Raw genomic sequence first — 19,024 nt, 5'->3', positions numbered from 1 at the left:
ATGTTTAACAAAGTCGTTTTAGTAGGGAATCTTACAAGGGACATAGAAATGCGTTATGCTCCATCAGGTAGCGCAATAGGCTCTTCTGCTATAGCTGTAACAAGAAGATTTAGTACAAATACAGGAGAAAAAAGAGAGGAAACCTGCTTTATCGACATTAGCTTTTTTGGAAGAACTGCAGAAATTGCTAATCAATACCTTAATAAAGGTAGTAAAATTTTAATCGAAGGTCGTTTGAGATTTGAGCAATGGAGCGATCAAAATGGACAAAACAGATCAAAGCATAGTATTCAAGTTGAAAATTTAGAAATGCTAGGTTCAACTGTACAAAATAATCAACAAAGTAATTTTGAAAATCAAAATTATGGTTATAATCAAAATTTTAATCAACAACAAAGCTTTGATCCTTATGCTCAAGTACAAACTAGAACAAATTCATCTAATAATACCTATCAAAATCCTCAAAAGGAAGCCCCTATGAAGGAAATTGATATTGATAAATATGATGATGATACAGAATTACCATTTTAAAGGAAAAAACATGGCAGAAAAAAGAAAATACTCACGCAAATATTGTAAATATACTGAAGCTAAAGTTGATTTTATAGACTATAAAGATACAGCATTGCTAAAACATGCTTTATCAGAAAGATTTAAAATCATGCCACGCCGTTTAACAGGCACTAGCAAAAAACACCAAGAAATGGTTGAAGTTGCTATTAAGCGTGCAAGACATGTAGCACTTATCCCTTATATCGTAGATAGAAAAGAAGTTGTTACTAATCCTTTTGAAGGACTATAATTATTAAATCAAACCCAAGCTTTTTAAGCTTGGGAAAATAAAAGGTTGTTTTATGTTTTCAGATATAGAATCTGAAATTTATGTTATTTTACTTGCATCCGTTGCTATTATAGCAGTTTTAAATCCTTTTGGAAATCTTCCACAATTTATTGCAATGACTGAAGGTCTAGATGCTGATATAAGAAAAAAACTTTTTAGAAATATCATTTACACTGCATTTTGTATTGTTTTAGTTTTTTTACTTTCTGGACCATTTATCATGAAATATTTATTTAAAATAGATATTAATGATTTACGAGTTGCAGGTGGTTTGATTTTAATCATTATGAGTACAAAAAATCTACTTTTCACCCCATCAAGCACTCAATTTCAACACTATCAAGGATTAAGCCACAAAGAATTATTAAAAAAAAGTATAGTGCCAATGGCATTTCCTATGCTTGTAGGACCTGGAACACTTTCTACCATAGTAGTTATTTCAGAAGATCAAAATTTAGCTATAGCCATAGCTTCTGTATTACTTACTTTTGCTTTTATTTTTGCTTTATTTCACTTTTCAGCTACTATTGAAAAAGTTATCGGTAAGCTTGTGCTTTATGTTTTTTCACGCATTGCTTTAGTTTTTATTATGGCTATGGGAGTAAAAATGATAGCTATTGGAATTCAAACTTACATTCAATCTACCTAGGATAAATAAAAAAACTTTTTTGTAAAAACACTTCTTCATTTACTGCTTTATTGGTATTTAACAACACACTAATATTTACCGCTACAATACTTTTTGCATGAACATACTTTGCAATTAATTTATTATTTTTACATTCACCCAAAGGATAAGCATAATCAATTCGTATTTTTATATTATTATATTCAAAATTATATTCACTTAAGCATTCTTTACCCTCCAAATAGGCTTGATATAAAAAATATTTAGCAAACTCTTTTGCATCATGAAGTAAAATATTTCCTTGAGTATAAAGCGCTAAATCTTTCATAATTCTTGGTGGATATGAAGAAATTTTTATTATAAACGCCATAATAAAAGAAATAAATAAAATAAAAAATATTGTATATATCATTGCAAATGATTTTTTCACAAAAGCATCCATTTATCTAAACATCTATTTTGAGTATTACTGCAAATTGTAATTTTTAATAACTCGCCATCATGCTTGAAAATAAGTTTTGAAATATTTTGAGCTAATAAAAATACTTGTTTGTTATGATTTAAATCATCAATTTGCATATAAATATTTTTATTTTTCAAATACACCTTAATATAAGCATATAAAATAGTACAAAATCCGCTAAAACTCTCATCAAAAAAATTGATTTTTTCTCTATCATCAACTAATATTTTATAGATTTTTGAATTTTTTATATCATAAATATACATATAATCACTAGTATATATTTTCAACTTCTTCATACTATGCATATCTTTATAATTGCTCAAAATTCCTTCAGAAATTCCATTTTCTATAAAATGCAAATTACTTTTTGGACTAAAAAAACTTTCATTATTTTCTAAAATAATACCACTGAAGTTTAATTTTTTTAATGACAAATCATAAAAAATATCATCATTTGCACTCATATAACACTCAAAAGAATTACTTGTAAATATTGCATTCAAGCAAGAATTATAAATTTTCTCCATGCTAAGTAAAGCTTGATTTAAATCAAAAAATATTTCACTAGATTTTTTAACATTAAAACTATAATTATAAATATACATAGCTGGATTAATTAAAATAGTAATCAAAATACCCAAAATAACAAGGCTTAACGCAAGTTCCAATAAACTAAAAGCCTTTGTCATCTATAAAAGCTTCTTTATAGGATAAATCTTTTATTTTTAAAGATTTGAGTTTAAATTCATCACTAGTGTATTCTAAAAAGTTGTAAGTATTTATATTTATCTCTTTTGCTTTATATGAAGGAATTTTATTTAGCAATTCTTTTTCTTCATTAAAAAGGGTTTGATTTTGCCATATAACATTTAAAGATTTATTTGTAAATACAAGATAATAAGATCCAAAAATAAAAGATAAAATTACAATACAAAAAGCAAGCTCTAGGAGACTAAAAGCTTGCTTCATTTATTTAAACTTGCATTAAAAGCTTCAAAAAAAGCACCACGTAAAGCTCTTTTTTCCAAAGCTTCAATTCCTTTTATAGTTACCCCTGCTGGAGAACAAATTTTTTCTTTAATAATAGCAGGATGAGCATGATTAAACAAAGCACTAAAGCTTTCAAAACTTGCGCGAGTAAGCTCATAACTAAGCTCATTTTTTAAACCATTTTTCACACCTGCATTAGCTAAACTTTCTGCTACCAAAGCTAAAAATGCAGGAGCGCAACCGCTCAAAACCATAGCTATATCAAATTCTTTTTCATTTTGCAAACTTATGGCTTTACCAAAAGTATTTAACAAAGATAAAATTTCATCTTTAAATAAATCTTTTTCCATTAAATAAGCAGTTGTAGAAGCTTTAAATTCGGCTGCTGTATTTGGCATAATTTTCACATAATTTTGTGCATCAATACAATGAAGCCGCTCAAAAGTAGTGTTTGCTAAAACCGAAATAAGCCATCTTGCCTTGCCTTTTAATTTAACAGCTACTTCTTCTAACGCATAAGGTTTAAAAGCCAAAATAATATTTTTATTATCCATATCAAACTCATCATATGATAATACTTTTAAATTTAAACCACTAGCTTTTTTTAAATCCCTAGCAACAATAACTACTTTATAAGTATCCTCTAAACCTTTAGCTATAGCACTTGCCATAGCACCATTTCCTAAAATATAAATTTCAGACATTATTTTGTTTGTTTAATAAAAGCTGAAATCTTTTCAGACTGAAAATAATTAGGATATTTGCTTGTATCTAAAATCACTTGCACTAAAGAGTTATTATCATAATTCATCACAACAGGTGCTAAAAAATTTACCGTAGATTCTTCTAATGGCTCATTAATAGCCACTATAACAAACACACCAAAATTAGTTTGCTCATTTAAAGCTAATAATTCTTGATAATAATCAGGCACTTCAAAATCATAATCAGGACGGATCATATAAGGATCAATCATCACAAAAGAAAAATCTTTACCATCAAGGCTTTTAAGTCTATAAAAAACCTCGTCTATTTTATAAAAATTCATATTTTTGGTATCTTCAAAACCTAAAATAGGACATTTAACTTCTAAGTTCATCTTGCCTCCTAAAATCTATTGACTAAGAAATTACAACTCATTAAGCAATTTTAGTTCCAATTTTAAAAATTACACTAATTAAGAGTTTTTGACTATAATTTTAGTTTTAAAAATTAACAATTTCATAAACATAAAAACATTATAATTACAATTATTAAATTTATAAGGTAACACAATGAAAAAACTTTTTATTTTTTCACTTATTATTGCAGGTTTATTTTTAGGAGCATGTAGCTCGAAAAAAGCTGAAGATTTATATAATCTAAGTTCTATGGAATGGTATCAACAAATTATAAAAGATTTACAAGAAAAAAATCTTGAAGCAGCTGATAAACACTATACTTCAATGGCAGGTGAACATATTGCTGATCCATTATTAGAACAAACTTTACTTATATTAGCTCAAGCTCATATTAGTGAAGAAGAATATGAAATGGCAAATTTTTATCTTGATGAATATTTAAACAAATTTGGTGATTCTAAAAATGTAGCTTATATAAGATATTTAAAAATCAAAGCTAAATTTGACTCTTTTGCTGTTCCAAATCGTAACCAAGCTTTAATGCTAAAAACAATAGAAGAAATCAAAGAATACAATCAAAACTATCCTAATGTACAATATAATGATTTAATCGATACTATGCTAACTAAATTTAATCTTGCAGTTTTTTACCTTGATACAAGTATAGCAGAGTTATATCAGAAAAAAAACAGAGAACAAAGCTATGAGATTTATAAGCAAAAAATCGAAAATTCCGATTTTAATAAAATCGATATGATTAAACCAGAACTTCCATGGTATAGAAAAATATTTGAAGAAGGTATAATGTAATGAAATTAGAAAATACTCAAAACTATCCAACAAAACTTCCCATTCTTGTAGAAGATGAGCTTTTTTTATACCCTTTTATGATAACACCTATTTTTTTAAATGATATGCAAAATATTAAAGCCTTAGATACCGCTTTACAAAATGAAAGTATGATTTTTGTGGCACCATCAAAAATTGAAGGTGGGCGTGGCTTTGATGATATATATGATTGTGGTGTCATTGGGAGTATTATGAGAAAAGTTCCACTGCCTGATGGCAGGATTAAAATTTTATTCCAAGGATATGCAAAAGCCAAGATTGTTGAGAGAATTTCGGATGATCCTTTATATGCTTTAGTTGATTTAATTCATCAAGAGCCAATTTGCAATACAAAAAAAGAAGCTATTATAGAAGTAGTTAGAGAAAAAGCAAAAGCTTTATCGACTGTGAGTCATTATTTTCCACCTGATCTTTTAAGAACTATAGAAGAAGATGTCGAGCCTAGCAGAATTTGTGATCTAATATTAAATTCTATTAAAATCAAAAAACAACAAGCTTATGAATTTTTTATCGAAACTAATTTAGAAACTAAGCTTTTAAATTTAATTGATTATTTAGCTAAAGAAATTGAAGCAAATAAAATCCAAAAAGAAATCAAAAATAAAGTTCATTCTAAAATTGACAAGGTTAATAAAGAATACTTTTTAAAAGAACAACTCAAACAAATTCAAAGAGAGCTTGGAAGCGATATACAAAAAGAAAGCGAAGTAGAGGAATATAATAAAAAATTAGAAAAGAAAAAAGCTTTTATGTATGAAGAGGCTTATAAAGAAATCAAAAAGCAAATTCAAAAATACGAAAGAATTCATCAAGATAATTCAGAAGCTTCTATGGTGCAAACTTACATAGAAACGGTTTTAGATATACCTTTTGAGCACTCCTCAAAGAAAAAACTAAATTTAAAAGATGTATCTTTACAACTCAATAGTGATCACTATGCTCTAGAAAAACCAAAAGAGCGTATTGAAGAATACTTTGCAGTTAAAGAACTTTTAGAAAAACGCAAGATTAAAGATAGAGATGGTGCAAAAGTTATCTTGTGCTTAGTTGGCCCTCCTGGTGTTGGCAAGACTTCTTTAGCAAATTCAGTCGCAAAGGCATTAAAAAGAGAGTTAGTGCGCATAGCTTTAGGTGGTTTAGAAGATGTTAATGAACTAAGAGGACATAGAAGAACCTATATAGGAGCTATGCCAGGACGCATTATACAAGGACTTATAGAAGCAAAACAAAGCAACCCAGTAGTTGTGCTTGATGAGATTGATAAACTAAGTCACAATCATAGAGGAGATCCAAGTGCAGTTTTACTTGAAATCTTAGATCCTGAACAAAATACTAAATTTAGAGATTATTATCTAAATTTCAACATCGATTTAAGCAAAATCATTTTCATAGCTACTGCAAATGATGCAAGTTTAATTCCACCTGCTCTAAAAGATAGAATGGAATTTATAGAACTTAGCTCTTACACTCCTCAAGAGAAATTCCAAATAGCCAAAAACTATCTCATACCTGATGAAATAAAAAAACATGGATTAAAAAAAGAAGAAATAAGCTTTAGTGATGATGCTATAGAATTAATAGTGAATGAATATACTAGAGAATCAGGTGTAAGAAATTTAAGAAGAAAAATTGCTGAAATTTGTAGAAAATGTGTTAAAAAACTTCTTTTAGAAAAAGATATTAAAAATATTGAAATTAATGATAAAAATTTAAAAGATTTTTTAAGTAAAAAAGTCTTTGAAATAGAAAAGCACGAAAAAGAAAATAAAATCGGACAGGTAAATGGACTTGCTTGGACTGCAGTAGGTGGAGATGTATTGAAAATCGAAGCCATTAAAATCAAAGGCAAGGGTGATCTAACTTTAACAGGAAGCTTAGGTGATGTAATGAAAGAATCAGCAAAAATTGCTCAAAGTCTTGTTAAGAATTTAATCGATGATGAACAAATTAAAGTCTCAAAGAAACTTTTCTACAAAGAAGATGAAAACATATACAATCAATACAATCTTCACATTCATGTACCAGATGGAGCCACTCCAAAAGACGGACCAAGTGCAGGCATAACTATTACCACAGCCATTGCTTCTATTTTTAGCGACAAGAAAGTAAAATCAAATGTTGCAATGACTGGAGAAATTGATCTAATGGGCAATGTTTTACCAATAGGTGGTTTAAAAGAAAAACTTATTGCTGCTTATAAAGCTGATATTAAAACAGCCATTATCCCACATAAAAACTATGAAAGAGATTTAAAAGATATTCCTGAAGAAGTAGTAAAAAATATGAAAATTATTGGGGTGAAAAATTTACAAGAAGTTTTAAAAATAGCTCTTATCTAAATTAGAAGCTTTAAGCTTCTAATTTATTCATAACTACTCTACTTTCATTTTCAAGTTCTCTTATATCATTAATAATAGAGTCATAATCTTCTTTTGATATGTTGTCCTTTTTAGCTATTTTTATAGCTTTACTTGCCGCACTTTGTATTTTCTCACTCTTAACCTCCATTTCATTTTGAGAAATTAAAGGACAGAAAATACTTTTTGCATCTTCATCTTTACATAAAGTTGAAATAGGATCTAGATTTTGAAGATTTTCTTGAGAACCATTTAGAGTTAAATAAACATCAGATTTATATAATATATGATCTATTTTCATTGCAGAAAGAGTTAAATCAGAAGCAAAATTAACAAATTCTTTTCCTAAATGAGAGCTTTTATCCTCTAATTCTTTAAACGCCTCACTAAAATCAGCAACTTTACTATCAGAAGAATTTGCAATATCAAACACTTTTTCGCTATTTTCTTGTATAGAAGCAATTTCTTGATTCATTACTTGAATTGCTAAAGTAATTTCACCTGTTGCTTTTTGTGTTTTTTCAGCAAGTTGTCTTACTTCATCTGCAACCACAGCAAAACCTCTACCATGCTCTCCCGCACGAGCTGCTTCAATAGCTGCATTTAATGCAAGTAGGTTAGTTTGATCTGCAATATCCCTAATTACCTCAACAATTGCATTGATACTCTGAGCATTAGATGCAAAAGTATTTACAGCATTTTTACTTTCATCAGCCACTTGCATCATTGATGAAATTGAATCCTGTAAATTACCTACTTCTAAACCATTTTTTTGTGCTGTATTTGAGATTATTCTAATATCACCAAAAACTTCTCTCATAAGTTTGATGATTTTATTTAATGCAGAAGACAAATCGTTTAAATTTTTATTTTGACTATTTAAACTCAAGTCCATAAGTTCTCTTGATAAAGCATTTTTAAAAACAGATTTTCCTGTTTTTTCTATATCATCTAAAGCTTTATTAATAAAGTTAATATTATGAACAAAAATACCTTTTAAACCTTCAGGGATAGCTCTTCTAAAATATTCACCTTTTTGAGAACAAGCAATTGAAGTATTTATCTCTCTTAAATAAGCTTCTAAACCATCTATTGTATTATTAAGATTATCAGCAATTTCTTTTAATTTTTTATTAGCACATTTAATATATACAATTCTTGAATCAAAATTACCATTTTTTAACTCTCTACTAAGATGTAAAATCTTATCGCTAAATTGTTCTTCTTTTTTTAAAATAAACAATCCATATATAAATAAACAAAACAAAACTAAAAAGAAACCTAAGGAAATAAACTCTGCATAAAACAAAGAATTAATACAGGCTACTATGCTTAAAACTATACCAAGAAACAAAATATTTTTCATAAGAAATCCTTTTTTATTTTTGAATTTTCATCATTAGTTCATTATAGGTCACCCCATAAGATTTTACTATTGCTTTTAACTCTTCTATTCCAGATTTAATACCACCATCTTTTTCTTTCAACAAAAGAACTTTATAAATTTCTTCTATTGTTTTGATAGCTTCCATATTTGGTTTTCTTCTAACTGAATAATAATTTAAAATGTTTCCATTTTCATCACATGAAGCAGTTACATTAGCAAAAACCCAATAATAATCATTATATTTTGTTTTATTTTTTACAAAAGCAAAAACTTCTTTTTTAAGCTGAATGTTATCCCATAAATATTTAAAAACCGTTCTTGGCATATCAGGATGACGCATGATACTGTGAGGTTTATATAAAATTTCCTCAATTTTATAATCAGAATATCTCAAAAAATCCTCATTTGCATAAATAATCTCACCTTTTAAATTAGTTTTTGATGTTATTAAAACATCCGAGGTTAGAATTTTTTCTGAAGACATAACACAATCTCCTTAGTTTAAAATTAAAATGGGAGTAATTATATCTCAATATAAAATAATAATTTATAAACAAAATTTATCAAATTCATCTTTGAAGCTCTAAAATTAATTGATTATAACTCATACCATAAGAATTAACTATCTTAACAAGTTCATCCACTCCGGCTTTTATACCATCTTTTTCTTCTATTTCTAAAAGAATTTTATAAACTTGCTCTATGGTTGATATTGCCTCTCTTTTAGGTTTTCTTCTAACTGAATAATAATTTATAATATTTCCTTGTTCATCAAAAGAAGCTGTAACATTAGTAAAAACCCAATAATAATCATTTTGTTTGGTTTTATTTTTAACAAAAGCAAAAATTTCTTTTCCATCTTGTATATAATCCCATAAACATTTAAAAACAGTTTTTGGCATATCAGGATGACGCACAATATTGTGAGGTTTATATAAAATTTCCTCCATTTTATAACCCGCATATTTTAAAAAATCATCATTAGCATAAATAATATCCCCTTTTAAATCTGTCTTAGAGGTTATTAATGTATCTGGTTCTAAAATTTTTTCTTGCGACATTTTTTTCCTTATAATTTATTTACAAAATATTATATTTCATTTATCATAAAATTTCATTGAAATTAAAACCTTTGTCATAAAGTATCTTTCTGACTAATTCTTGATGTTCTTTTCCTTTTGTTTCTAAAGTAATTGAAATCATCGCATCACCATATTCTAACTTAGTGGAAAATCTATCATAATCAATTTTAACTATATTAGCTTGAGCTTCTTTTATAGCATCACTCAAAGTACTCAAAGCTCCTGGTTTATCAACCAAAGTAACATTGATAAGCATTTTTCTAAAAGCTTTAAACAAACCTTTTTCTATGATAATATTTAACATTTGTACATCAATATTTCCACCGCTTAAAATCACGCCTATTTTTTTATGATTTTTTAAATCTATTTTTTTATGTAAAAGTGCAGCAACTGCTGATGCTCCAGCACCTTCAACTGTGATTTTATGTTTTTCAAGTAAATATAACACCGCATTAGCTATTTCTTCATCATCAACTTGAATAAAATCATCAACACATTCAAGAATAATATCAAAATTAATTTTATTTACATCACGCACTGCAATACCATCAGCTATGGTTCTCACAGCCTTTGAATTGATTATTTTTTTACTTTTAAAACTCTCATACATAGCAGGAGCTCCTTTAGCACTTACTCCAATAACTTTTATATTAGGATTAATCTGCTTAGCAGCACTCGCCACTCCACTAATCAAACCTCCACCACCAACTGGAGCTAAAATCATATCTAAATCACTTATTTCATCAAGCATTTCAAGCATTAAAGTACCCTGCCCTGCTATAATACTTTCATTTTCAAAAGGATGAATAAAATTTAAATGATGTTCTTTAGCATAATTTAACGCATAAGCATAAGCCTCATCAAAATTATCTCCTTTTAAAATCACTTTTGCACCTAAATTTTTAGTCGCACTTACTTTTAGCAAAGGTGTAGCTTCAGGCATAACAATCACGGCTTCTATCCCAAATTTTTTAGCACTAATTGCAACTCCTTGTGCATGATTTCCAGCGCTTGCAGCTATTACACCTGCTTGCTTTTGTTCTTTACTTAAATTAGCAATAGCATTATAAGCACCTCTGATTTTATAAGCACCTGTTTTTTGTAAATTTTCACATTTTAGAAAAACATCAGTATCTAAAAACTCACTTAAAAAAGAAGAGTGCACCAAAGGGGTTTTTAATACAAAATCTGCAATTTTTTGCTTTGCTTGATAAATTTTATTTAACTCAATCATGATTTACCTTTTTATCTAATTCTATTTTAATACAACGATCTTGAACGCAATTTATACCAAATTTTTTACATTTTTGCATTATTTCATCGTTAATAATACCAAGTTGCATCCAAAAATTTTTAACATTTTTAGCTAAAAGATCTTCAAAAATTTCATTTGCGTAACTTGCTTTTCTAAACATTACAACCGTGTCAATTTCAGAAGGAATTTCCCTTAAATTTCTATAAACTTTCTCGTTTAAAATAAAATCTTCTTTAGGATAGATAGGATAAATTGTATAAGATAAATCTTGTAAATATTTGCTTACAAAATACGAAGGTTTTTCTTGATTAGGACTAAGTCCTATAATGGCGATATTTTTCATAGAACTTAGTATTTTATGAGTATCACACAATGCTTTTTCCTTATTTTTAAAAAAGCATTGTATCTAAAATAAAATTAACAAAAAGTTTTTTTAACTATTAATAAATAATATAAAACAAGAGCAAACAAAACAAGTACAGCACAAAGTGCATAGACATTAGCAAAACCTATACTTGGTTCAACAATACCCAACAAATAAGGACTAACTCCTATGCCAAAATCCAAAGATAGAAAAAAAGTAGAATTAGCTAACCCCATTTTTTCTTTAGGAGCTAGTTTGATAGCCAAAGCTTGTGCACTTGAAGTAGCATTTGCATAACCTAGTGCACAAAATATACCGGCGATAATAATCATATAAAAATTTTTTGCAAACGCAAGTAAAAGTAAACACAATATAAAACTAAATAATGAAAAAATTATTACAATATTAGCTCCATGTTTATCAAATACCTTTCCAGCAAGAGGTCTAAAAACTATAGAAAATCCAGCATATATTACAAAAAACATAGATCCAGCAAAGCTTAAATTTAAACTTTGAGTATAAGCACTCATATAAGCTATAATAGCTCCAAAAGGACATGCGATCAAAAAAGTAATCAAAGCCAAATTTAAAACTGATTTTTCAAAATAATTATAAATACTAAATTTTCTTTTTACATGATAATGTTTTTTAAATCTTCTTACTTTTAAAAAAATTGATAAAACTAATGCAAAGATAATACTCACACTTGCAATTAAAAAGCTTAGTTGAAATAAGTTGATAGAGTCAAGTTTTATGGCCAAAAAAGGCCCTAAAGCTGAAGTTAAAACAACACTCGTAGCATAATACCCTATACCAATTCCTCTTTTATTACTAGGTATTATTCTAGCAATAGCTGCCCCACAAGCACAAGAACAAATTCCATAGCAAACTCCAGCTAGAAAGCGTATCAATACCAAAAAATACACATTATAAAATTTCAAATACATTAAATTAATAAAAAGATAAAATAAAAGTGAAAATATAATCACTTTTTTTATATTAATACCATCAATAATAGAACCAAAATAAAGTCTAGAAAGCAAAGCACCTATAACAAAAGCACCCATTATAAGTCCTGCGGTGCTAGTTTGAAGATTTAAAACACCCAAAACATAATCTGTACTAGAAATAGTACTCATATAAAAAACAAGACAAATAACAAAATTTATCCCAAAAATACAGAAAAAATTTATATTAAATAAATTATATTTCTTACTAAGACCCATGAAAAACCTTTCTTAAATTTTTTCATTGATATAATCAAGTAATTTTAAAAGCACTTCTTGATCTTGTTCATCTAATATATCTAAGATTTCTTTTTCATATTTTCTTATACAAACATTTGCATCAAAAAAAATTTCTTTACCCTTGGCACTTAAAGTAATGATCTTTTCTCTTTTATCATCAGCTTTTAAAAACTCTATATATTCAAGTTTTGCTAGTTTGGAAACAACTCTAGAAAGTATAGCTTTATCCATTTGATAAAATTCACATATTGGAGCTAAAGTGCTATTTTGATGATGGCTTAAATAAACAAAAACTCTCCAATCACTTGATTTCAATCCAAATGGCTTTAAAATTTCATTGACTTTATAGAGTATTTTTCTATTTGTATAAGTAATTTTTTGAAAAAATATGAGAAATCCTTTGTAAAAATTAATTGATTAAATCAACTATTTTAATAGTAACAAAGATTACATAAATTCTAACTTATATAAGTTTTTTCCTTAAATACATTCTACATTTAAGATAAAAAATATCAAAAAATTAAAGCTTGTAACTTTGTTATAATATTTTAAATTTACAAATATTTGTAGTATTGACAAACTCAAATTAGCTTAGATTAAACTATGACATTAGAGACTTTATTTATACTAATAAAACTTGCATTATTATTTTATAATGCTTAATATAATTTAACATAAGTCAATAAATTTTACCACTGAGTATTGTAAAATATTAAAAATTATCGCAATAAAGGTTGTAATCATGATCTATATTTATCCTTATATACTAATAATACATTTATTTTGTGCTATATTTTTTATAGGATTTTTATTTACCGATGTATTCTTATTAAGAAAATTAAATTTGGATATAAAAAATACAATTAAAATAATGCCACCTATTGTATTGATTTTATTTCTTAGCGGTTTATATTTAGCTCATTTTCACTTAAATTCATTAAATTGGATATTTATTTGCAAAATATTCTTTGCTTTTTGTATTTTTATATTAATACTATTTTCTCTTTTTTATAAAATAATCTTAAAAAAACAAAATCCTTTTCATGCATATATTCATCCTATTGTATTTATTTTTACTATAATTATTGTAATATGTGCAAAATTAATGTTTTATATTGTTATTTGATTTTCAAATAAACACCACATTCAAGATGATTTGTGTTTGCAAATTGATCAAAAAATGCAAATTTGGATATTTTATGAGTTTTGCATAATTTCTCAAGGTTTTCTTTTAAAGTGATAGGATTGCACGATATATAAATGATATTTTCATAATTTTTAATAAGTTCAATCACACTTAAATCAAGTCCTGCTCTTGGAGGATCAACTAAGACATGAGATATTTTAAAACCATCTAAATCTATGTCTTTTAAGCGATTAAATTCCCTTTCTTTTTTCAATGCTTGACTTAACTCTTCACTAGAAAGCCTTGTAAAAGTTATATTTTCAATAGAATTTAAAACGCAATTTTTTAAAGCAAACTCAATATTTTTCTTAGAAATTTCAGTTGCTAAAACTTTTTTAAAATTTCTTGCTAAAGCTATGGTAAAATTTCCATAACCACAATAAAGCTCTAATAAATCTTGCTTAAAATCACTCTCTACACAAGATACAACCCATTCGATCATCTTTTCATTAATAAAAGTATTGGGTTGGATAAAACAATCATTATTAAACTCATATGAAAATTCATTTGTATTGATGTTTAAAATTTGTCTTAAATTTTCTCCATTAAATACAAGTTTTTTACCCCTACTTCTTGCTATGAGCTTGAGATTTAATTTTTCTGCTAATTCTTGTAAATCTTGTGTGATTAGCTCTATATTTTTATGGAAAAGTAAAGTTATACTTAAATCTAATTTTGTAGCTAAAAACTCTACTCCAAAAAGCTTTTCTTTTAAATTTTCATTTAGATTATTTAATAAAATAGGCATATATTTTTGAATTTTTTCATCTGCTATATCAAAATTTTCAATAGGAATTTTTTTCTTATTTTCAAACATTGCATAAGAAATTTTCCCATTTTCATGATGATATATAGAAAATTCCGCCCTAGTTCTATAAGCTTTTAAAGGTGATTTAAAGCACTGAATTTCTCCATCATATAAAGAAGAAAACAATGCTTTGTTTAAAGCAATTTTTTCTTCAAAATACATTTACGCATCTACCTTTTTGCCAACCACAAAAAGTAAAGCTATCATAGCTAAGATTCCAAAAACAAGTCCTAACCATACATTAAGTCCTAATGCTACCGGTAAATAACCACAAAGTATACTAATAGCACAAACACTCAAAGCATAAGGCATTTGTGTACTAACATGAGCTAAAAGATCACACTTACTTCCCATAGATGAAAGTATAGTTGTATCAGAAATTGGTGAGCAATGATCTCCAAAAATAGCTCCTGTTAAAACCCCTGAAATATTAATAATCATATATTGGTGCAACTCTGCTCCGCTTAATTCATTATGAACCCCAACAGCCATAGCTAAAGGAATAGCCAAAGGCATTAAAATACCCATAGTTCCATAACTAGTTCCCGTTGAAAAAGAAATAATAGAAGCAAAAATAAAAATTGCTGTAGGAAGCAAATAAAGAGGTGTTTTATCTGAAAATAAGTCAATTAAATATTTAGAAGTTCCCAAATCTTTAATCACAGAAGCTAATGACCATGCACAAAGTAAAATAATCACAGTCATAATCATAGTTCTCCAGCCATGAGTCCAAACCGCAATAGCTTCTTTTAAAGTAAATATTTTTCTATACATTCCCAAAATAATAGCTACTATAGTAGCTAAAAGTGCTGCTTGAAATAATACAACTGAAGCATCAGCTGCGCCAAAAGTCTCTCTAAAAGCAAATAAACTAAGCGGTGCTGCATCAATTTGTGCTTTAACACTCACATCATCTAAGGCATTATAACCACTAAAATAAAAACCTATAAATGAAAACACAATCAAGATAGCTAAAGGTATAATAGCATTAGAAGCTTGCAATTTTACATGCTCTTTTGGCTCTAAGACCTTATCTTCTATATTATCAATTTGTTCATGACCATGAGAAAATTTACCCGCTCTAGCTCTAAGCTCAGCTTTTAACATAGGTCCAAATTCCCTACCTGTATAAATAGTCAAAACAACAAAAATCAACATAAAAAGATTATAAAATCTATAAGGTAAGGTTTGTACAAAGATTTCAAAAGCGTTAATTTCTTCTTTTACTACACCTAAATGTGCAAAAGTTGCATTATCAATTAGATCATATCCGCTGCGAATTAAAGAAATTTCAAGTCCTATCCAAGTAGAAATGATAGCAAGACCGGTAATTGGTGCTGCAGTTGCATCCATTATAAAAGCAAGCTTTTCACGGCTTACTCTAAATTTATCTGTTACCGGACGCATGATAGGACCTACGATTAATGAATTGGCATAATCATCAAAGAAAATAAAAATTCCCATGCACCAAGTAGCAAATTGTGAGCTTTTTGCTTGTTTAGCTTTAGTAGAAAGCCAAATAGCTACTGCTTTTGTCCCCCCTGTTTTGGTAATAAGAGCTACAACACCACCTATAGTTAAAACTTGCAATAAAATTCCTGCATTACCCGGACTTGCCATGGCATTTACCACTTTGGAAATAAAGCCTGTAAAAGAAGCAATGATAGCATGGTAAATACTATTTTCAATAAGTCCTAACATAAAAGTACCACTTAATGCACCAATAAATAACGAAAGTACTACATCTTTAGTAACAAAAGCTAAAATAATAGCTATCACCGGTGGTAAAAGCGTCCAAGCTCCAAAAAGTTCTGCATTTGCTTGTGCATCAGCAAATAACAACAAAGGAGCTAATAATAAATAAAAAATTTTCATAATTATCCTTAGTTTTTATATTTTTTCGCTAAAAGTTCCCGCCCAAGTTTGAGTCACAGGCATAAGCTCTATTTCATTAATATTAATATGCTCAGGCAAGCTAATAATAAAAGTAATAATTTTTGCTATATCTTCAGCTTTGATATATTTAGTATTTTCATAAACCTCATCAGCTTTTTTAATATCACCTTTAAATCTCACTTCACTAAATTCAGTTTTACAAAGTCCTGGAGCAATATTTGTTACTTTTATATTACTTCCACGCAAATCCGTTCTTAAAGCTTTGGAAAATTGTGCCACAAAAGCCTTGGTTCCACAATAAACATTACCTCCATAATAAGGCACATTAGCTGCAATTGAGCCAAGATTAATTATGTGGGCATTTTTTACTTTTCTAAGTAAAGGTAAAGCAGCTCTTGCTACATATAAAAAGCCTTTGATATTAGTATCTACCATGGCTTCAATATCTTCAATATCCAAAGAATCAAATTCATTTAAACCTAAAGCAAGACCTGCGTTGTTAATAAGCAAAGAAATATTGCCAAAATCTTGAGGTAAATTTTCAATTGATGCAAAAACTGCTTGTTTATCTCTAACATCAAGTTCTATGGGATAAATTTTATCCCCATAAAGCTCTTGTAGTTTTTCTAATCTATCTTTGCGTCTTGCTATAGCTATAACTTTATAATCAAGTTCTATCAAAGCTTTTAAACTCTCTAGTCCAAAACCTGAACTTACTCCAGTTATTAAAGCAGTTTTCATGGTTGTGTCTCTTCATATAGCATCAAATTCTCATTTTCCTTTAAACCAAGTTTTTTTAGATATTTAATATTTTGTTCTTTTTTTGCAATTATGGCAAAATCAAGAGCGTTAAATCCCAAATCATCAATTTCTTTATAATTTGCTTTGTAATCTATAAGTAACTTAAGCATTTTTACATCTGCATAGTTTGCTCCATGCATAAAAATATTTTTAGAAGTATGCTCAAGTGCACATAAAGTAATGAAATATGGCGTATTACTTCCCATACTAGCAATAGAAAGTTTTTCATTATCGTTAATGTATTTTTGATTTACATTAGCTCCATTTTCTAATAAAACTTTTGCAACCTTATAATTGTTGTATTCAACTGCATAAAACAAAGGTGTTTTTCCAAAAGAATTTCTATAATCAACAATAGCCCCATTTTCTAATAAAAGCTTGACATTATCTGCACTATCTAATGCAAAAAACAAAGCAGACTCATAACCTTCATTTATTTTTACACCTAATTTTATAAACTCACTTATAATTTGACTTTCTCTATTGTTTAACAAAGCAGATTTAAAACCATTATTTAATTCTAAATTGCTAATTTTTTTAGAATAAATATATTCTTTTATTTGTTCTAAAGAGTTGTTTTTATTAGCCACAAATTTTTCAAAGTCCGAAATATCTTTAAAGATTTTAGTCTCACCAACTGCCCAATTTAAAAATTCATTCAAAGCATTACTAGCAAAGTAAATAGCACTTGCTTTATCTAAATTAAATTCGTTTTGAAAATATTTTGTTAAAGGATTAATCGCATTATTATACTCTTTCCAAAATTCCTTAAAGAGCTTAAAATTTCCTATACTTTGATAAGCCCAAAATCTAAAATAAGCTTTTAATTTTGCAAATTTTTCTTCAAGTATTATAGGATCTTGTAAAGTTTTTTGATAAACTTGCGGATCAAGCGCAATTTCTAATAATTTAAAATCAAATTTTCTCAAATCGCTAAAATATTCCCCTCCCATACAGGCACTATTACTTCCTCTAATTTCATTAGCAAGCTCATATAATCTTTTTGTAATTTGATTATTTTTTAAAGAAAAATCGCAATTTAAATCTACTTGAGCAAAATCTTGAGAAACTTGTGGTTTAAACTCTTTAAAAAAATCCATCTTATTTTCTTTGACATACCCGCAAGTGTAATCTAAAGCTAATGCATTTAAACTTATAATCAAACTAAATAATAAAATCCTCAAATATTTTCCTTTGATATAAATTAAATCACTATTTTAACTAAATTTTTGCTTTAATAACAATTAATTAATTTAAAATTCATACAATGATTATTTTAAAATGAGGAAAAAATGTATCAAAGTTTTTACAAAGCTAGTTTTGCTTATATTCTTTTGCAGAGTAATGAAAATAAACTTATCAATGTTGATTTTATAACATATAAGCCCAATTTTAGCAAAGATAAACACATTATTTTAGAACAAGCCTTAGAAGAGTTAGACCTTTATTTTAATAAAAAACTTTTTTTCTTTAATACACCCCTAGCTCTTCAGGGGAGCGAATTTGAGCAAAAAGTATATAAAGCTTTAATTAAAATTCCCTATGGACAAACTAAAACATATCAAGAAATTGCTTCTTTTATCAATCATCCAAAAGCTTTTAGAGCGGTAGGTAATGCAAATTCTAAAAACAAACTTGCAATTTTTATACCTTGTCATAGAGTGGTAGCTAAAAATCACTTAGGCGGATACAATGGTGGTTTATTTATCAAAGAAGCTTTACTTAAATTAGAAGGTGTGCTTTAAA

At 27.6% G+C, this 19,024-nt stretch carries 22 protein-coding genes; 6 read left to right on the top strand and 16 right to left on the bottom strand.

Annotated features, from left to right (window positions below; all coding sequences use genetic code 11):
• Genes L8W56_RS00690 through L8W56_RS00680 form a run of 3 tightly spaced genes read left to right on the top strand, consistent with a single transcriptional unit; the run spans position 1 to position 1,490 of the window.
• Complete coding sequence (locus L8W56_RS00690) at positions 1-531, top strand: single-stranded DNA-binding protein (protein ID WP_133318788.1); 531 nt, start codon at positions 1-3, stop codon at positions 529-531.
• A gap of 10 nt (positions 532-541) precedes the next feature.
• On the top strand, positions 542-802 hold the full coding sequence (gene rpsR, locus L8W56_RS00685; RefSeq protein ID WP_039618521.1) for a 30S ribosomal protein S18: 261 nt from the start codon (positions 542-544) through the stop codon (positions 800-802).
• A gap of 52 nt (positions 803-854) precedes the next feature.
• The gene (locus L8W56_RS00680) at positions 855-1,490 is read left to right on the top strand and encodes a MarC family protein (protein WP_263659084.1); all 636 of its coding nucleotides are present in this window, start codon (positions 855-857) and stop codon (positions 1,488-1,490) included.
• Here L8W56_RS00680 and L8W56_RS00675 read toward each other — a convergent pair.
• The 5 genes from L8W56_RS00675 to fliW all read right to left on the bottom strand — a co-directional run bounded on the left by L8W56_RS00675 (position 1,483) and on the right by fliW (position 4,024).
• Entirely contained in the window at positions 1,483-1,797 is a 315-nt protein-coding gene (locus tag L8W56_RS00675) for a hypothetical protein (RefSeq protein ID WP_263659083.1), read from the bottom strand. The genes L8W56_RS00680 and L8W56_RS00675 overlap by 8 nt on opposite strands.
• A gap of 98 nt (positions 1,798-1,895) precedes the next feature.
• Positions 1,896-2,624, bottom strand: coding sequence for a hypothetical protein (locus tag L8W56_RS00670; RefSeq protein WP_263659082.1), 729 nt, complete (start codon positions 2,622-2,624; stop codon positions 1,896-1,898).
• The gene (locus L8W56_RS00665; RefSeq protein WP_263659081.1) at positions 2,608-2,904 is read right to left on the bottom strand and encodes a hypothetical protein; all 297 of its coding nucleotides are present in this window, start codon (positions 2,902-2,904) and stop codon (positions 2,608-2,610) included. The genes L8W56_RS00670 and L8W56_RS00665 overlap by 17 nt, the downstream gene beginning before the upstream one ends.
• Complete coding sequence (locus L8W56_RS00660; protein ID WP_263659080.1) at positions 2,901-3,629, bottom strand: pyrroline-5-carboxylate reductase; 729 nt, start codon at positions 3,627-3,629, stop codon at positions 2,901-2,903. Before L8W56_RS00660 ends, L8W56_RS00665 begins: the two co-directional genes overlap by 4 nt.
• Positions 3,629-4,024, bottom strand: coding sequence for a flagellar assembly protein FliW (gene fliW / locus L8W56_RS00655; protein WP_012661666.1), 396 nt, complete (start codon positions 4,022-4,024; stop codon positions 3,629-3,631). Before fliW ends, L8W56_RS00660 begins: the two co-directional genes overlap by 1 nt.
• 175 nt (positions 4,025-4,199) lie before the next feature.
• Here fliW and bamD point away from each other — a divergent pair, with 175 nt between their 5' ends.
• The gene (bamD, locus tag L8W56_RS00650) at positions 4,200-4,856 is read left to right on the top strand and encodes an outer membrane protein assembly factor BamD (RefSeq protein WP_133318782.1); all 657 of its coding nucleotides are present in this window, start codon (positions 4,200-4,202) and stop codon (positions 4,854-4,856) included.
• Entirely contained in the window at positions 4,856-7,234 is a 2,379-nt protein-coding gene (lon, locus tag L8W56_RS00645) for an endopeptidase La (protein WP_263659079.1), read from the top strand. The genes bamD and lon overlap by 1 nt, the downstream gene beginning before the upstream one ends.
• A 10-nt stretch (positions 7,235-7,244) precedes the next feature.
• On the opposite strand, the gene L8W56_RS08815 is transcribed toward lon, so the two are convergent.
• From L8W56_RS08815 to L8W56_RS00590, 11 genes are all read right to left on the bottom strand, one after another.
• On the bottom strand, positions 7,245-7,979 hold the full coding sequence (locus tag L8W56_RS08815) for a methyl-accepting chemotaxis protein (protein ID WP_412175534.1): 735 nt from the start codon (positions 7,977-7,979) through the stop codon (positions 7,245-7,247).
• 652 nt (positions 7,980-8,631) lie between these two features.
• Positions 8,632-9,123, bottom strand: a complete 492-nt coding sequence (locus tag L8W56_RS00635; RefSeq protein ID WP_263659078.1) for a PAS domain-containing protein — start codon at positions 9,121-9,123, stop codon at positions 8,632-8,634.
• Between the two features lie 85 nt (positions 9,124-9,208).
• On the bottom strand, positions 9,209-9,700 hold the full coding sequence (locus L8W56_RS00630; RefSeq protein WP_133318778.1) for a PAS domain-containing protein: 492 nt from the start codon (positions 9,698-9,700) through the stop codon (positions 9,209-9,211).
• A gap of 43 nt (positions 9,701-9,743) precedes the next feature.
• Complete coding sequence (ilvA, locus tag L8W56_RS00625) at positions 9,744-10,955, bottom strand: threonine ammonia-lyase (protein ID WP_220567254.1); 1,212 nt, start codon at positions 10,953-10,955, stop codon at positions 9,744-9,746.
• On the bottom strand, positions 10,948-11,319 hold the full coding sequence (locus L8W56_RS00620; protein WP_220567274.1) for a CoA-binding protein: 372 nt from the start codon (positions 11,317-11,319) through the stop codon (positions 10,948-10,950). Before L8W56_RS00620 ends, ilvA begins: the two co-directional genes overlap by 8 nt.
• A 74-nt stretch (positions 11,320-11,393) precedes the next feature.
• Entirely contained in the window at positions 11,394-12,566 is a 1,173-nt protein-coding gene (locus L8W56_RS00615; RefSeq protein WP_263659077.1) for an MFS transporter, read from the bottom strand.
• 12 nt (positions 12,567-12,578) lie between these two features.
• On the bottom strand, positions 12,579-12,902 hold the full coding sequence (locus tag L8W56_RS00610) for a MarR family winged helix-turn-helix transcriptional regulator (protein ID WP_133318774.1): 324 nt from the start codon (positions 12,900-12,902) through the stop codon (positions 12,579-12,581).
• 803 nt (positions 12,903-13,705) lie between these two features.
• The gene (gene trmA / locus L8W56_RS00605; protein WP_263659076.1) at positions 13,706-14,743 is read right to left on the bottom strand and encodes a tRNA (uridine(54)-C5)-methyltransferase TrmA; all 1,038 of its coding nucleotides are present in this window, start codon (positions 14,741-14,743) and stop codon (positions 13,706-13,708) included.
• Entirely contained in the window at positions 14,744-16,456 is a 1,713-nt protein-coding gene (locus L8W56_RS00600; protein ID WP_263659075.1) for a Na+/H+ antiporter NhaC family protein, read from the bottom strand.
• Positions 16,457-16,471: 15 nt separating this feature from the next.
• The gene (locus L8W56_RS00595) at positions 16,472-17,218 is read right to left on the bottom strand and encodes an SDR family NAD(P)-dependent oxidoreductase (protein WP_263659074.1); all 747 of its coding nucleotides are present in this window, start codon (positions 17,216-17,218) and stop codon (positions 16,472-16,474) included.
• Positions 17,215-18,462, bottom strand: a complete 1,248-nt coding sequence (locus L8W56_RS00590; RefSeq protein WP_412175210.1) for an ankyrin repeat domain-containing protein — start codon at positions 18,460-18,462, stop codon at positions 17,215-17,217. The genes L8W56_RS00595 and L8W56_RS00590 overlap by 4 nt, the downstream gene beginning before the upstream one ends.
• A gap of 108 nt (positions 18,463-18,570) precedes the next feature.
• Here L8W56_RS00590 and L8W56_RS00585 point away from each other — a divergent pair, with 108 nt between their 5' ends.
• The gene (locus L8W56_RS00585) at positions 18,571-19,023 is read left to right on the top strand and encodes a methylated-DNA--[protein]-cysteine S-methyltransferase (protein WP_220567261.1); all 453 of its coding nucleotides are present in this window, start codon (positions 18,571-18,573) and stop codon (positions 19,021-19,023) included.
• Position 19,024: the final 1 nt, after the last annotated feature.

Origin of the sequence: Campylobacter sp. IFREMER_LSEM_CL1085 (assembly GCF_025772235.1) — a bacterium.
In the GTDB taxonomy this organism is placed as follows: Bacteria; Campylobacterota; Campylobacteria; order Campylobacterales; family Campylobacteraceae; genus Campylobacter_D; species Campylobacter_D lari_D.
Note: the sequence above shows the minus strand (reverse complement) of the source record. Positions and strands in the feature narration are given on the sequence as shown.

What these genes read in the sequence shown, in the direction of transcription:
- L8W56_RS00690 (WP_133318788.1), top strand. Translation starts at nt 1, where the DNA reads ATGTTTAACAAAGTCGTTTTAGTAGGGAATCTTACAAGGGACATAGAA.
- rpsR (WP_039618521.1), top strand. Translation starts at nt 542, where the DNA reads ATGGCAGAAAAAAGAAAATACTCACGCAAATATTGTAAATATACTGAA.
- L8W56_RS00680 (WP_263659084.1), top strand. Translation starts at nt 855, where the DNA reads ATGTTTTCAGATATAGAATCTGAAATTTATGTTATTTTACTTGCATCC.
- L8W56_RS00675 (WP_263659083.1), bottom strand. Translation starts at nt 1,797, where the DNA reads ATGAAAGATTTAGCGCTTTATACTCAAGGAAATATTTTACTTCATGAT.
- L8W56_RS00670 (WP_263659082.1), bottom strand. Translation starts at nt 2,624, where the DNA reads ATGACAAAGGCTTTTAGTTTATTGGAACTTGCGTTAAGCCTTGTTATT.
- L8W56_RS00665 (WP_263659081.1), bottom strand. Translation starts at nt 2,904, where the DNA reads ATGAAGCAAGCTTTTAGTCTCCTAGAGCTTGCTTTTTGTATTGTAATT.
- L8W56_RS00660 (WP_263659080.1), bottom strand. Translation starts at nt 3,629, where the DNA reads ATGTCTGAAATTTATATTTTAGGAAATGGTGCTATGGCAAGTGCTATA.
- fliW (WP_012661666.1), bottom strand. Translation starts at nt 4,024, where the DNA reads ATGAACTTAGAAGTTAAATGTCCTATTTTAGGTTTTGAAGATACCAAA.
- bamD (WP_133318782.1), top strand. Translation starts at nt 4,200, where the DNA reads ATGAAAAAACTTTTTATTTTTTCACTTATTATTGCAGGTTTATTTTTA.
- lon (WP_263659079.1), top strand. Translation starts at nt 4,856, where the DNA reads ATGAAATTAGAAAATACTCAAAACTATCCAACAAAACTTCCCATTCTT.
- L8W56_RS08815 (WP_412175534.1), bottom strand. Translation starts at nt 7,979, where the DNA reads ATGATGCAAGTGGCTGATGAAAGTAAAAATGCTGTAAATACTTTTGCA.
- L8W56_RS00635 (WP_263659078.1), bottom strand. Translation starts at nt 9,123, where the DNA reads ATGTCTTCAGAAAAAATTCTAACCTCGGATGTTTTAATAACATCAAAA.
- L8W56_RS00630 (WP_133318778.1), bottom strand. Translation starts at nt 9,700, where the DNA reads ATGTCGCAAGAAAAAATTTTAGAACCAGATACATTAATAACCTCTAAG.
- ilvA (WP_220567254.1), bottom strand. Translation starts at nt 10,955, where the DNA reads ATGATTGAGTTAAATAAAATTTATCAAGCAAAGCAAAAAATTGCAGAT.
- L8W56_RS00620 (WP_220567274.1), bottom strand. Translation starts at nt 11,319, where the DNA reads ATGAAAAATATCGCCATTATAGGACTTAGTCCTAATCAAGAAAAACCT.
- L8W56_RS00615 (WP_263659077.1), bottom strand. Translation starts at nt 12,566, where the DNA reads ATGGGTCTTAGTAAGAAATATAATTTATTTAATATAAATTTTTTCTGT.
- trmA (WP_263659076.1), bottom strand. Translation starts at nt 14,743, where the DNA reads ATGTATTTTGAAGAAAAAATTGCTTTAAACAAAGCATTGTTTTCTTCT.
- L8W56_RS00600 (WP_263659075.1), bottom strand. Translation starts at nt 16,456, where the DNA reads ATGAAAATTTTTTATTTATTATTAGCTCCTTTGTTGTTATTTGCTGAT.
- L8W56_RS00595 (WP_263659074.1), bottom strand. Translation starts at nt 17,218, where the DNA reads ATGAAAACTGCTTTAATAACTGGAGTAAGTTCAGGTTTTGGACTAGAG.
- L8W56_RS00585 (WP_220567261.1), top strand. Translation starts at nt 18,571, where the DNA reads ATGTATCAAAGTTTTTACAAAGCTAGTTTTGCTTATATTCTTTTGCAG.